This window comes from Streptomyces azureus (genome assembly GCF_001270025.1).
GTDB classification, from domain to species: domain Bacteria; phylum Actinomycetota; class Actinomycetes; order Streptomycetales; family Streptomycetaceae; genus Streptomyces; species Streptomyces azureus.
This window is the reverse complement of the sequence record NZ_DF968365.1, coordinates 1-12,532: the sequence shown is the minus strand read 5'-3', so window position 1 is coordinate 12,532 and position 12,532 is coordinate 1. Positions and strand designations below refer to the sequence as shown.

The following is a 12,532-nucleotide window of genomic DNA, read 5'->3' as shown; positions in this document are numbered from 1 at the left end:
GCCCTACCCGCCACCCTCCCGGCCCAGTGCCCCCCGGCACACCCGCAACAACCTCTCGTCCTCATGTACGTCGTGACTGCCGCAGCCGCCGGAGTCCGCCCGATGCCGTCGTGGGGAGGAGAGCTCCGCTCGCAGCAGGTCGTGCAGGGGCGCTCCCGCGGGACCCAGCGCTGCCACGCACCCGGCGATCGTCGTGCGGGTGCGCGGGTGCTCCACCCATGCGGCGCGGAGGACGGGAAGGACCTGCTCCTGTTCCGGCTCCCCTGTGATCCGCCACACCGCGCAGGCCGCCGCGGCCCGTTCCGACGCTTCGCCGGAGCCGGTCAGCCGGCGCAGCGCGGGAAGGGCCGTACGGGCCGCCGGCCCCAGTCGTCCGAGTACGCCGGCGGGCGCCGAGGACCCATACCGGCCCCTCCCGCCATCCGTCAGCTTCCGGAGCAGTACGGGCACGACGGCATCCGCCTCACCCGTGACCGACCACAGCGCGTCGGCGGCCGCGACGGCGCAGTCGGTCTCCAGCAGCCCGCGCAGATCCGGTATCGCCTCGTGCGCGGCGCTGCCCAACGCCCCCAGGGCACGGACCGCCGCTCCCGTAACGGCGTCACGCAGCCGCAGCCCGTCCGGCAGGCCACGCAGCAGGCGCAGCACCGACGGCACGGACTCGGCGTCGCCCAGTGCCGTGAGCGCCGACAGGAGGGGAACGGCCCGCTCATGCGTGTCGGGGCCGTCGAGCGGAACGCGGGCGAGGCGTCGCCGCAGGGCGGGGGCGAGCGGTGCGGCAGCGCGGCCCAGATGGGGTATCACCAGCCCCAGGTCGTGCGGTACGACCGGGCCTGCCAGCACCTCGGCCAGCACCGGCGTGGCCCGCGCGTCCCCGGCCCTGGCCAGCGCCTTGAGCGGGCCGCCCAGCGTCGGCGCCCCCCGCTCCCCGTGACGTACGCGAAGCTCGGGTCGGCAGGCCACCAGGGCGTGGAGATGGTCCGCGGCCGGCAGGGCCAGTTCGAAGAGCTCCACCAGGACGGCGACCGCCGCGTCGTGCAACCGGTCCTCCTCGGCGCCCAGTTGGGCACCTATGAGGGCGACCGGCTCCGCCGCGCCGGTACGCCACTCGCGGACCAGTCCGGCCGACATCCACACGGCGTTGCACCGGTCGAGGGGATCCGGACTGGTCAACTGCCCGCACAGCAGGGCGACCCGGTCGGCCACGCGGCCGCCGAGCGCGGAGTGCAGGGTCCGCAGCAGCCGGGAGCCCTCCTCGTCCGATGGGCGCAGGCGCCGCAGCCGCCCGGCGAGCGTGTCCGCACCGGGACCGTCCTGCGCGAGTCTCTCGCAGCCGCGCTGCCCGGACCTGTCGCGGAGCAGCCGGACCACCGTCGGTACGAGATCCGCGGGAAGCGACTCCGGGGCACACTGCGCCAGCTGGCCGAGCGCGGCCAGGCGCAGCCCCGGTCCGTAAGGCGGCCCGCTCAGCACCGCCAGCAGGCCCACCGCCTCGGAGGCGTGGCAGTCGCCGGCCGACAGGTGCCGCCGTGCGAACAGGCCGAGGCCTTCGGCCAGGGCGAGCAGGACCCGGTCGTCCCGCTCCACGGTGATCCGCTCCCGTAACAGGGCGAGCACACGCTCCGGCCGGTCGAGGAACCGCACGAGGGCCGCCGGAGCCGCCCGGCGCACTCCGGCGTCCGCGTCCCCAGCCAGCCGCACGAAGACATCGGCACCCGCGCGCAGGGCGGCACGGGCCTTCGCGGCGAGATCGTCGGACCCGCCCCCGTCCCTGTTGGGACCACCCCCGCCTCCAAGGGGCCCGCCCCCGTCCCCGTAGGGCCCGCTCCCGTCGGGCCCGCCGATGCTGACGAGGAGCTCCACGACCCCCGCCCGGTCGCGCACCTCCTCGCGGACGGCGAGCGCGAGGAGAAACGGAACACAGGCGAGCGTGGAGTCGTACACGCCTCCCTGGTGGTGCACGGCGCCGTACATCCGGTCGAGCGCGGTCTCCCGCTCGGCATGGTCGGCGGAGGCCAGTCCCCGGAGCAGTCCGGGCACGTCCTCCGCACTGCCGTGGGCATGCCGCAGCGAGGCCCAGTCGACCTCGTCGATCCCCCTGAACACGTTGTCCTCCCCAGGCGAAGTGCCAACTGACGGGGAGTCTGCACCACGGCACTGACAACGAAGCGGAATCGGCAGGTGACTGTCCGCGAACTGTGTGCCCGTTGGCCGACAGTGGCTCGGTCGCCACCGGGCGAGGGTGGCTCAGTTCCCGCCGGGCAGCGCGCGGTCCACGATCGCGTCGAGGTCCGCGCCCTCCGGCAGAGTCCCGAACGCGTACCCCCAGTCGCCCCCGAGCCGGGTGGCGCAGAACGCGTCGGCGACCGCCGGCGGGGAGTGCCGGACGAGGAGGGAGCCCTGGAGCGTCAGAGCCATCTCCTCCACGAGACGGCGGGCCGTCGTCTGCGACGCCCCGGACAGCCGGTTCCTGAGCCGCGCCACGGCCGCGTCCAGCCGCGCGTCCGCCCCCTGGGCACGAGCGAACTCGCTGAACAGGGCCTCGGCCGTGTCCGGTTCGCGGCTCAGCGCTCGCAGCACGTCGAGGGCGTTGACGTTCCCCGAGCCCTCCCAGATCGACAGCAGGGGAGCCTCGCGGTAGTGCCGGGGCATGCCCGAGTCCTCCACGTAGCCGTTGCCGCCGAGACACTCCAGCGCCTCCGCGGTGAAGGCCGGACCCCGCTTGGTCACCCAGTACTTGCCGACGGCGGTGGCGATCCGGCGGAACGCGGTCTCCTGGGCGTCCCCGCGGATCGCCCGGTCGGCCGCCCCGGCCAGTCGCAGGGTGAGCGTCGTGGCGGCCTCGGACTCCAGCGCCAGATCGGCCAGGACGTTGCGCATCAGCGGCTGGTGCACCAGCCGAGCGCCGAACGCGCTGCGGTGCCGCGCGTGGTGCCCGGCCTCGACGAGGGACTTGCGCATCAGCGCGGCCGACATCATCACGCAGTCCAGCCGCGTGCAGTTGACCATCTCGATGATGGTCTTGACGCCCTGCCCCTGGGGCCCGACCAGCCAGGCGACGGTCCCGTCGAACTCGGGCTCGGAGGAGGCGTTGGACCGGTTGCCCAGCTTGTCCTTCAGCCGCTGGATGCGGAAGGTGTTGCGGGTGCCGTCGGGCAGCACGCGCGGCACCAGGAAGCACGAGAGCCCGCCAGGGGTCTGCGCCAGCACCAGGAACACGTCGCACATCGGCGCCGACGTGAACCACTTGTGCCCGCGCAGGGTGTACACCCCCGCTTCGGAGGTGGGGGTGGCCGTCGTGGTATTCGTCCGGACGTCGGAGCCGCCCTGCTTCTCGGTCATCCCCATGCCCGCCAGCAGTCCGCGCTTCTCCGTGGGAATCCGCAGCCCGGGCTCGTACTCCCGGCTCGTCAGCAGCGGTTCGTAGACCTTGGCCAGCTCCGGCTGCCTGCGCAGCGCGGGGACGGCCGCGTAGGTCATCGACGTCGGACAGCCGTGCCCGGCCTCCGTGTGTCCCCACACCAGTCCGCCCGCGGTCCGGGCGACATGGGCGCCCGCCCGGTCGTCCGCCCAGGGCGACGCGGCCAGTCCCTCGGCGATCGCGGTGCGCATCAGGTGGTGCCAGCTCGGGTGGAACTCGACCTCGTCGACGCGGTTGCCGTACCGATCGTGCGTCCGCAGCTCCGGCTCGTGGCGGTTGGCCAGGTCGGCCCACTCCTGCGCCTGGACGCTGCCGGCCTGCCTGCCGAGTCGCCGCAGGTCCTCCTCCGCCCACCCGGCGCCCTCCCGCCGCACCCCCTCCAGCAGGGCCGTGTCCTCGGAGGCGTCGTAGGGGGTGAGCGGCGGGGCCTGGTTGGTGACGTCGTGCGTGGTGGATCCGCCGTACGCCCGCTGTTCGCCGAGTGTGGAGACCATACGTCGAGTGTTGCACTCTGCCTGCGGCCGCAGCAATCCTGCAACACGGAATTCCGCCGCGTACAGTACGTGACCATGCCGATGAACGTCCCGGCGCGGCCCGGCGCGCTCGATCTGCGGCCGCTGTCCGCGCGGTCGGTCGTGCTGAGCCTGCTGCTCGGGACTCATCCCCCCGAACTGCCGGCCAGGGAGCTCGTGCGGCTCGTGGAGGGCTTCGACGTCGGCGGCTCCACGTTGCGCGCGGCGCTCAGCCGGATGGTGGCCGCGGGTGATCTGCGGCGCACGGACACCGGCTACCGCCTCAGCGACCGGCTGCTGGAACGCCAGCGCCGCCAGGACGACGCCGTGCACCCGCGCACGCGCGCGTGGGACGGTGACTGGGAGATGGTCGTGATCACCGCGACGGGACGCGGCCCCGCCGAACGTGCAGACCTGCGTGCCCGGCTGACCGCCCTCCGGCTCGCCGAACTCCGCGAGGGCGTCTGGCTCCGCCCCGCCAACCTGGCCCGCGCCCTCCCCGGCGATCTGGACCGGGTGGCCCAGCACTACACGGCCCGCCCCGACCGCCCCGCCCGCGACCTGGCCCGGAGCCTGTGGCCGCTGGACGCCTGGTCCGCCACGGCCCGCGCGCTGCTCGCCCACATCGCCCGGACACCCCGCCCGGCCGCCCGCCTGACCGCCTTCGCCGCCGTCGTGCGGCACCTGCTGGCCGACCCCGTCCTGCCGCCCGGACTCCTGCCGGCCGACTGGCCGGGAGCCGAGCTGCGCGCCGCCTACACCGACTATCAGCGGGAGCTGATCGGAGAGGTGCGCGCGCGGGTGCGGGACGCATGACGCGGACGGCCGTGCGAAGCGCCCGCCGGGACGCTTCGCACGGCCGTCTTCACCGTGGGGGGACTGCCTGAGGGACTACCTGTAGGTGATGTCCGAGGTGGAGTAGAGGCAGTTCTTGCTGTCGGGCCCCGACCCGACGGCGGTGTTGTTGTTGTACTTCTGGCAGGGGACGACCTTGCGGCCGGAGTCGTTGCGGATCGTGATGTTGCGCAGCGTCGCCACGTCGTTGCGGTTGACGTTGATGCCGACGAGCCGGGCGGTCGAGCCCGTACCGGTCACGTCGATGGTGTTGAGGTTGACCTTGCGGGTGTACTGCGTGGAGCAGTCGCCGCAGGAGCGGTAGAGCGTCTTGAACTCCTGCACCGCGAAGTTGGAGATGTTCAGGGTGCCGCCGCCGTTGTGCTGGAAGACCTTGTCCGCCGCCTTCTTCGCGCCGCCGCCGATCACGTGGTAGGTGGCGCCGGTGCCGCCGCGGAAGGTGGCGGCGTCCTCGCCGACGTCCTCCCACCAGACGTTCTGCAGCGTGCAGCTGCCCTCGCAGTGGATGCCGTCGGCCGCGGGGGCGCCGAGGATGACGTTCTTCAGCACCGCGCCGTTCGCGAGCTTGAAGATCGGGTCCTGGCCCTCCTCCTGGCCGTCACCGGCCAGGCTTCCGGTGCCGTAGAACCGCTTCATCCCGTAGTCCTTGGTGCCGGACACGGAGATGGTCGAGGACGTCCCCTGGCTGCCGTTGGGGGTCGGCCAGGTGGCGGCGCTCGCCGTCGGCGCATTGGTGGTCATGATCATGCCAACCGACAGGCCGAGGGTGGCCAGCGCGCCGGTCAGCGCGCGCCTGCGGGCGCGCGGACGTGTCGCAGAAGTCATGTCCCGATTCCTTCTGTCGTCTGGAGCGTATGGGGGGTGCCCGAGCGGACGGGGGGTCAGAGCTTTCCGGCGCCCGCACCCGACGTCACCGAGGCGACGACGGACGAGGCCGGCTCCGCCGTGTAGGCGTACGGCGGGCTGGTGAAGGTGCCGACCCGCGAGACCTCGGTGGCGGCTCCACCGAGGTCGTTGCCGCGCAGGTTGGCGTATCCGTCGACGTCACTGCTGCGGTTCGTGGTGACCGCGACCTTCGTCGAGCGGAAGACGTTGTTCTCGACCAGCATCTGGGCGCCCATGCGCGAGTGGCAGGCGGTGTCGGCGCCCTCTACGTAGTTGTTGTAGAAGTGCCCGGTGCCGAAGCGCAGGCTGGGGATGCGCGAGTACACGTTGGCGAAGTGGTTGTGGTGGTACGTCACCTTCAGCCGGCCGGTGTCCTCGCTCGCGTTGTTGTCGCTGTGGCCGACGAGCGAGCCCTTGAAGTGGTTCTTGAAGGTGTTCCAGGACACCGTGACGTTGTCCGCGCCGTGGTTGACGTCCAGCAGGCCGTCGTAGTGGTCCTTGTCGTGATCGCGGTCGGCCGAGAAGGAGTTGTGGTCGATCCAGACCTTGCTCGACGCCTCGACGGTGATGCCGTCGGCGGGCGCCACCGGCTTGCTGATGTCGAGATTGCGGATGACGACGTTCGAGACCTTCTTCAGCCGGAGTCCGCCGCCGGTGAACCCGGACGCGGAACCCACACCAAGGACGGTCGTGTTGGACCCGATGTCGACCTGACCGCTCAGCGAGATCAGGCCGTTGACCCGGACGACCTTGGCCGAGTTTCCGGCCACGGCCGACTTGAAGGCGCTCAGCGTGGAGACGGTGACCGCCGAGGCGCTGCCGCCGCCGGTCGTCCCCGCGCCGAACCCGACCGGTGAGGTCTCGGCGGCCCCGGCCGGCTGGGGAACGGCCAGGACCGTCACGGTCGTCAGTGCGGATGCGGCGGCGAGCGCCAGGGCGGACCTGCGGACACGTGTACGTGGGGGATGAGTACGCATGTGGGGTGCGTCCCTTCGTGGTGCCTTCATGGTGCCAGGTCGGTCATGTACATGAATGACGTTCGCCATGTTGATCACCGCGCGCGCTGAGTGTGACTGGCCCGGAGGCCTCGCCGTGCCCCAGGGGTGCACTTTCCTGGGTCTGGCAGGATCCGGCGGGCGCCCTGGCGGAGGCGCTTCCGGGTCACACTGCTGAACGGAACGTAGAGGGCAAGCGCTTTCTAGTCAACGCCTCGCGCAGAACACATTCGGTCGGACCTGGTCGGAGCGCCGGTGCTGCGGGATGCAGTGTGGGAGCGCTTCCATACGAGCCATGTCCATGTCACCATGCCGATCGGACGCTTCCCTTCAGGAGAGGGCGGGTCGATGAGGACTCCGCGCATGCGTACGTTCGTCAACGGGCCCGTGTTCATGCTGGCCGTCGGCGTCCTGGCCCTGGTGCCAGGACCGGCGCACGCGGGCGCGCCGCAGCCCGGCCGGACCAGGGACTTGGGCGCGGCGAGATGATCCGCGCCGGCGTCGACCAGACCCTCACGATCGATCCGTGCCGCCTCCGGTTCCTCTACCAGGGGATGACCCGGCCTCCAGCGGCGAGTACTACCGGCTGCCCCTGCTGACCCGGACGAACTCCATCTGCTGAACCGCCGTACGACGTCCTGCGAGCCGCGCCTCACAACCGAAGGGACCCCCGGACGTGCCTGCCACCCCCCGCCCCACGACGAGGAGACCGCTGCGGTCGATGCCCGCCGCACTCCTCGCCACGCTCCTCGCCGCGCTGCTGCCGTTGCTCGCGGCCACGGTGATCACCGCACCCGCAGCCGCCGCCCGCGAGAGCGCCCGTGATTCCGCCCGTGGTTCGGCCCCTCAAGAGGCCGTGCCCACCGCGACCCTCACCGAGGTCACGAACTTCGGTACGAACCCCAGCAACCTGCGGATGTACCTGTACGTGCCGGAGAGCGTCACCCCGAACCCGGCGGTCGTGGTCGCCGTGCACTGGTGCACCGGCTCGGGCCCGGACATGTACAACGGCACGGAGTACGACACCCTCGCCGACCAGTACGGGTTCATCGTGCTCTACCCGTCCGTCACGCGCAGCAGCAAGTGCTTCGACGTCTCCTCGCCCCAGGCACTGCGCCGCGGCGGCGGCAGCGACCCGGTCGGCATCAAGTCGATGATCGACTGGGTGACCCGCACCTACGGCGCCGACACCGGCCGGGTGTTCGCCACCGGCATCTCCTCAGGCGCGATGATGACGAACGTCCTGCTCGGCGACTACCCCGACGTGTTCGCGGCGGGCGCCGCCTTCTCCGGCGTGCCGTTCGCCTGCTTCGCCACCACCGACGGCTCCGAGTGGAACAGCAACTGCTCGGGCGGCACGGTCACCCACACCCCGAAGGAGTGGGGCGACCTCGTCCGGAACGCGTACCCCGGCTACAGCGGACCCCGCCCGAGGATGCAGATCTGGCACGGCACCGAGGACGATGTCCTGCGTTACCCCAACTTCGGGGAGCAGATCAAACAGTGGACGAACGTGCAGGGCGTGAGCCAGACGCCGACCGCCACCGACACACCCCAGTCCGGCTGGACACGCACCCGCTACGGCGGCACGGGTGACCAGGCGCCCGTGGAGGCGATCAGCCTCCAGGGCGTCGGCCACAACCTGTATGCCCACGGCATGGCAACCCGCGTGCTCACCTTCTTCGGCCTCGACAAGTCGGGCCCGGCTCCCCAGCCGCAGCCCGGCGCCTGCAAGGTGACGGCCGCCGTGAACGCCTGGAACACGGGCCTGACCGCCTCCGTGACCATCACCAACACCGGTACGACGACGGTCAACGGCTGGAAACTCGGCTTCGCGCTCCCCGCCGGGCAGACGGTCACGGGCGGCTGGGGCGCCACGTACACGCCCTCGTCCGGGTCGGTGACCGCGGCCAACGTGTCCTACAACGGCACCATCGCGCCGGGCGCGAGCGTGAGCATCGGCTACCAGGCCGCTCACGGCGGCAACAGCGCCGCCCCGGCCGCGTTCACGCTCAACGGGACGGCGTGCGCGACCGGTTGACGTGGGCCGCTTGCCTCGCGGCTCGGGTGCCGGCTCAGACCGACCGGTGGTACTGGTCCGGCACCCGCACCTCACCGCCGAGTTCCCGCGCCGCGAGCCGGGCCCACGAAGGGTTGCGCAGCAGCTCGCGGCCCAGCAGGACCGCGTCGGCCTCGCCGTTGGCGAGGATCTTCTCGGCCTGCTCGACATCGGTGATCAGCCCCACCGCGGCGACGGGCAGTGTCGTCTCCTGCTTCACCCGGGCGGCGAAGGGCACCTGATAGCCGGGACCGGTGGGGATGCGCACGCCGGAGGCGTTGCCACCGGTGGAGACGTCCAGCAGGTCGACGCCGTGGGCCCGCAGGTCGGCGGCGAAGCGGACGGTGTCGTCCGCGCTCCAGCCGCCCTCGTCGAGCCATTCGGTCGCCGAGACACGGAAGAACAGCGGCTTGTCCTGCGGCCACACCTCCCGTACGGCGTCGACGACTTCGAGCGCGAAACGGGTGCGGTTCTCGTACGAGCCGCCGTAGGCGTCGGTGCGGTGGTTGGAGTGCGGGGAGAGGAACTCGTTGATCAGGTAGCCGTGGGCGCCGTGGATCTCGGCGATCTCGAAACCGGCCGCGAGCGCGCGGCGGGCCGCGGCCGCGAACTGCCCGACCACGTCCTTGATCTGGTCGACGGTCAGCTCGGCCGGGACCGGGTGCCGGTCGTCGAAGGCGATCGGGCTCGGCGCGACGGAGTCCCACCCGTGGGCGTCCGGGCCGACCGGGTCGCCGCCCTTCCAGGGCCGGTCCGTCGATGCCTTCCGGCCGGCGTGGGCCAGCTGGATCGCCGGCACCGTGCCCTGTGAGGCGAGGAAGCGGGTGATGCGGCGGAACGCCTCGACCTGGGTGTCGTTCCAGATGCCGAGGTCGTACGGCGAGATGCGCCCCTCCGGGGACACCGCGGTGGCCTCGACGATGATCAGGCCCGTGCCGCCGGTGGCGCGGGCGGCGTAGTGCGCGAAATGCCAGTCGTTGGGGACGCCGGTCTCCGGGCCCTCCGGTGCGGCCGAGTACTGGCACATCGGGGGCATCCACACGCGGTTCGGGATCGTCACATCGCGCAGGATGCAGGGCTCGAAGAGCGCGGTCACGGCGGACTCCATTCGTCACGGGGCCGATGTCGACTCGTACGATAGGCATCGTAGTACGGTGGATGTCAAACTACGAGGACTCTCGTACTATGGGATCCCCGAAGGAAGTGGAGCCGCCGTGACCTCTCCCGCCGTCAGCAGTCGCGACCTGCCGCATCCCGTGCGTGACGAGATCCGGCTGGAGGGCGTGCTGCACGCGCTCTCCGACCCGATGCGGCTGCGGATCGTGCGGGAGCTCGCCGCGGCCAGCGGGGAGTTGTCCTGTTCGCACTTCGATCTGCCCGTCACGAAGTCCACGACCACGCATCACTTCCGGGTGCTGCGCGAGAGTGGGGTGATTCGGCAGGTGTACCGGGGGACGGCCAAGATGAACGGGCTGCGGCGGGGCGATCTGGATGAGCTGTTCCCTGGGCTTATGGATGCCCTTCTCGATGCCGCGGGTCGGCAGGCTGTCCGTGCTGGCTAGATCACGTCGCCGTGCGCGGCGGTCATGAGGGACGGCCAGTCGGGGAGCTTCACCACGTTCCTGCCGAGCGACGCTCCCAGCACTGCCTCTGCCTGCTCGATCGACTGCCAGCCCGCCCACTCGACCGGGTCGGCTCCCTCTGCGCGCAGCGCCGTGACCGGGTCCTCCGCGACGTTCTTCCGGGCGAGGACCAGGGCGTCCTCCAACAGGGACGTCGCCGTCTCCTTCGCACAGGGGCGGTTCGAGCCGATGACGCCTGTCGGGCCCCGCTTGATCCAGCCGGCCACGTATTCGCCGGGTGTGACGACGCCCTCGCGCAGGACGCGCCCGGCCGCATTCGGCACCGTGCCGCTGTACGGGTCGAAGGGCAGCCCTTCCAGCGGCACTCCGCGATAGCCCACCGAGCGCAGCACCAGCTGTGCCTCGAGGTCCTCGAACCGGCCCGTGCCCGTCACGCCGCCGTGCCCGTCCGGTGCCGTCCGCTCGAAGCGCACCGCGCCCACGTGGCCCTGCTCGGCGAGCAGTTCGGCCGGCCGGAGGAAGAAGCGCAGCCGGATCCGGCGCGGGGCGCCGCTCGGCGGAGTCTCCGACCAGCCGCGCAGCACCTCCACGTTGCGGCGCTGCGCGGCGGGCAGTGCCGACGGGTCGGTGTACCCGGGGTCCAGGGCCAGCTCGGCCGGGTCCACGATGACGTCGGTCTCCGGCAGGGTGCCCAGTTCGCGCAGCTCTTTGGTGGTGAAGCGGGCCTGGGACGGGCCGCGCCGGCCCACCATGTGGATCTCGGTCACCCGGCTCGCCGCCAGTGTCGTCAGGGCCGCCTGTGGCATGTCGGTCGGGCTGAGCTCGGCCAGGCCGCGCGCCAGCATCCGGGTGACGTCCACGGCGACGTTCCCCACGCCGATCACGACGGCCGACCGGGCGTCCCGCAGGAACCCGGCGTCCACGGCGTCCGGGTGGGCGCTGTACCAGGACACGAACTGCGTCGCCGACCAACTGCCCGGCAGGTCCTCCCCTGGGATGCCCAGATGCCGGTCGGTCGCGGCGCCCACGCAGTACACCACCGCGTGGTAGAGCTCCCGCAGCCGGGCGACCGGCACCCCGCCGGGACCGGTCTGGACGCCTCCGAGGAACCGGACCCGGTCGTGCTCCAGGATCGTGCGCAGGTTGTTCTGGAGCGACTTGATCTTCTCGTGGTCCGGGGCCACGCCGTAGCGGACCAGGCCGTAAGGGCACGGCAGCCGGTCCAGGACGTCGACGCGCACTCCGGGGTCCTGCTGGACGAGGCTCTGGGCGGTGTAGCACCCGCTCGGCCCTGAGCCTACGACGGCGACTCGCAGCACGGCGGAACTCCTTACCCGGGGATCCCGAGGGATCGCAGGAGGTGCTGATGCCTCTAGCATCGCACCGGCGGGGCTCCGCTGACAGGGTGCTGTGCTCCGCTTGGGGTGCGTGTCCGATCTATAGGGAATGTGATCATTCGGTTACGTTCTGTATGTGCTGGAAGCATCCTTTCTTAATCTTTCTGATCGCTCTCCGGCGGACAGCGCGGTGTCCGTGCGGCCCGCGTGGGAGGTGCGGGAGAACGAGGACGCCACGCGGTGGTTCGACGTCCGACTGGCCTTCACGGACGGCGCCCACGTCGACGCGCTGGCCGTCGTGACCGGGGGAGACGTCGGCGTCGAGGACGTACGCGCGCAGCCCGCGCTGTCCCTCGACGACCTGGCGGTGCTCGCGGACTGGATCGAGGACTCGCTGGCCGAGGCGTGCTGCGCCGGTGCCGGGACGGCTCCGGAAGGCGGCGGAGGCCGGGGGCGGCGGGCCCGGCCGGCCTTCCCGCGGGGTACGGAGGGGCGGCGGCTGGTGGCTCAGGAGTACCGCGCGGCCCAGCAGGACGGTGCCGATCCCGTCCTCGCCGTGATGTGCGCGACCGGACACAGCCGCCGCGAGTCCCTCAGGCTGATCGGCCAGGCCCGGGACGCCGGGCTCCTGACGCCGCGCCGCGCCCGGCGCTGAGGGGTCCGGCCCGGCGTTCGACCGGGACCGGAAGTCCGCTAGCTTGATCTTTAACCTGTGCGGCGGGGTCGTGTGGTTGTTGACTTCTTCGTTCGCTGTTTCGTAGTGCCTTTACAGACGGGTCTCGGTCACCGTCGCCGCATCGGGAGTGTTCCAGGCGGCCGGGTCGCCGAAGACGAACTCGCCGCCGTGGCGGGGCGGACGGCCCCGGGTGCCCGGCTCGCGGGGCG

Annotated in this window: 11 protein-coding genes; 5 read left to right on the top strand and 6 right to left on the bottom strand. The window is 71.9% G+C overall.

Annotated features, from left to right (window positions below):
• Positions 1–3: 3 nt before the first annotated feature.
• Both AOQ53_RS29315 and AOQ53_RS29310 read right to left on the bottom strand, forming a co-directional pair.
• A complete protein-coding gene (locus AOQ53_RS29315; protein WP_059421822.1) occupies positions 4–2,106 on the bottom strand; it encodes a hypothetical protein in 2,103 nt (700 codons plus the stop codon).
• A 141-nt stretch (positions 2,107–2,247) separates the two neighbouring features.
• Positions 2,248–3,915 carry an acyl-CoA dehydrogenase family protein gene (locus AOQ53_RS29310; RefSeq protein ID WP_059421821.1) on the bottom strand — a complete coding sequence of 556 codons (1,668 nt, stop codon included), beginning with the start codon at positions 3,913–3,915 and terminating at the stop codon, positions 2,248–2,250.
• 75 nt (positions 3,916–3,990) lie between these two features.
• Between AOQ53_RS29310 and AOQ53_RS29305 the strand changes: the two genes are divergently transcribed.
• Complete coding sequence (locus tag AOQ53_RS29305; RefSeq protein WP_059421820.1) at positions 3,991–4,749, top strand: PaaX family transcriptional regulator C-terminal domain-containing protein; 759 nt, start codon at positions 3,991–3,993, stop codon at positions 4,747–4,749.
• Between the two features lie 75 nt (positions 4,750–4,824).
• Here the strand turns inward: AOQ53_RS29305 and AOQ53_RS29300 are convergent, their stop codons facing one another.
• Together AOQ53_RS29300 and AOQ53_RS29295 are read right to left on the bottom strand one after the other, a co-directional pair.
• Complete coding sequence (locus AOQ53_RS29300) at positions 4,825–5,613, bottom strand: pectate lyase (RefSeq protein WP_059421818.1); 789 nt, start codon at positions 5,611–5,613, stop codon at positions 4,825–4,827.
• A 56-nt stretch (positions 5,614–5,669) separates the two neighbouring features.
• A complete protein-coding gene (locus tag AOQ53_RS29295; RefSeq protein WP_059421817.1) occupies positions 5,670–6,650 on the bottom strand; it encodes a pectate lyase family protein in 981 nt (326 codons plus the stop codon).
• A 381-nt stretch (positions 6,651–7,031) separates the two neighbouring features.
• Between AOQ53_RS29295 and AOQ53_RS47495 the strand changes: the two genes are divergently transcribed.
• Both AOQ53_RS47495 and AOQ53_RS29290 read left to right on the top strand, forming a co-directional pair.
• The gene (locus tag AOQ53_RS47495; protein WP_269085481.1) at positions 7,032–7,157 is read left to right on the top strand and encodes a hypothetical protein; all 126 of its coding nucleotides are present in this window, start codon (positions 7,032–7,034) and stop codon (positions 7,155–7,157) included.
• Positions 7,158–7,389: 232 nt separating this feature from the next.
• The gene (locus tag AOQ53_RS29290) at positions 7,390–8,709 is read left to right on the top strand and encodes an extracellular catalytic domain type 1 short-chain-length polyhydroxyalkanoate depolymerase (protein ID WP_059421816.1); all 1,320 of its coding nucleotides are present in this window, start codon (positions 7,390–7,392) and stop codon (positions 8,707–8,709) included.
• A 34-nt stretch (positions 8,710–8,743) separates the two neighbouring features.
• Here the strand turns inward: AOQ53_RS29290 and AOQ53_RS29285 are convergent, their stop codons facing one another.
• Entirely contained in the window at positions 8,744–9,823 is a 1,080-nt protein-coding gene (locus AOQ53_RS29285) for an NADH:flavin oxidoreductase/NADH oxidase (protein ID WP_059421823.1), read from the bottom strand.
• A gap of 118 nt (positions 9,824–9,941) precedes the next feature.
• On the opposite strand from AOQ53_RS29285, the gene AOQ53_RS29280 reads away from it, so the two are divergent.
• A complete protein-coding gene (locus tag AOQ53_RS29280) occupies positions 9,942–10,289 on the top strand; it encodes an ArsR/SmtB family transcription factor (RefSeq protein ID WP_059421815.1) in 348 nt (115 codons plus the stop codon).
• Here AOQ53_RS29280 and AOQ53_RS29275 read toward each other — a convergent pair.
• Positions 10,286–11,629: an FAD-dependent oxidoreductase gene (locus tag AOQ53_RS29275; RefSeq protein WP_059421813.1), complete on the bottom strand. Its 1,344-nt coding sequence runs from the start codon at positions 11,627–11,629 to the stop codon at positions 10,286–10,288. The two genes, AOQ53_RS29280 and AOQ53_RS29275, sit on opposite strands and share 4 nt — an antisense overlap.
• A 208-nt stretch (positions 11,630–11,837) precedes the next feature.
• Between AOQ53_RS29275 and AOQ53_RS29270 the strand changes: the two genes are divergently transcribed.
• Positions 11,838–12,302, top strand: coding sequence for a DUF6214 family protein (locus AOQ53_RS29270; RefSeq protein WP_059421812.1), 465 nt, complete (start codon positions 11,838–11,840; stop codon positions 12,300–12,302).
• Positions 12,303–12,532: the final 230 nt, after the last annotated feature.

Coding starts and splice junctions, on each gene's coding strand:
- AOQ53_RS29310 (WP_059421821.1), bottom strand. CDS start 3,915: ATGGTCTCCACACTCGGCGAACAGCGGGCGTACGGCGGATCCACCACG.
- AOQ53_RS29305 (WP_059421820.1), top strand. CDS start 3,991: ATGCCGATGAACGTCCCGGCGCGGCCCGGCGCGCTCGATCTGCGGCCG.
- AOQ53_RS29300 (WP_059421818.1), bottom strand. CDS start 5,613: ATGACTTCTGCGACACGTCCGCGCGCCCGCAGGCGCGCGCTGACCGGC.
- AOQ53_RS29295 (WP_059421817.1), bottom strand. CDS start 6,650: ATGCGTACTCATCCCCCACGTACACGTGTCCGCAGGTCCGCCCTGGCG.
- AOQ53_RS47495 (WP_269085481.1), top strand. CDS start 7,032: ATGCGTACGTTCGTCAACGGGCCCGTGTTCATGCTGGCCGTCGGCGTC.
- AOQ53_RS29290 (WP_059421816.1), top strand. CDS start 7,390: ATGCCCGCCGCACTCCTCGCCACGCTCCTCGCCGCGCTGCTGCCGTTG.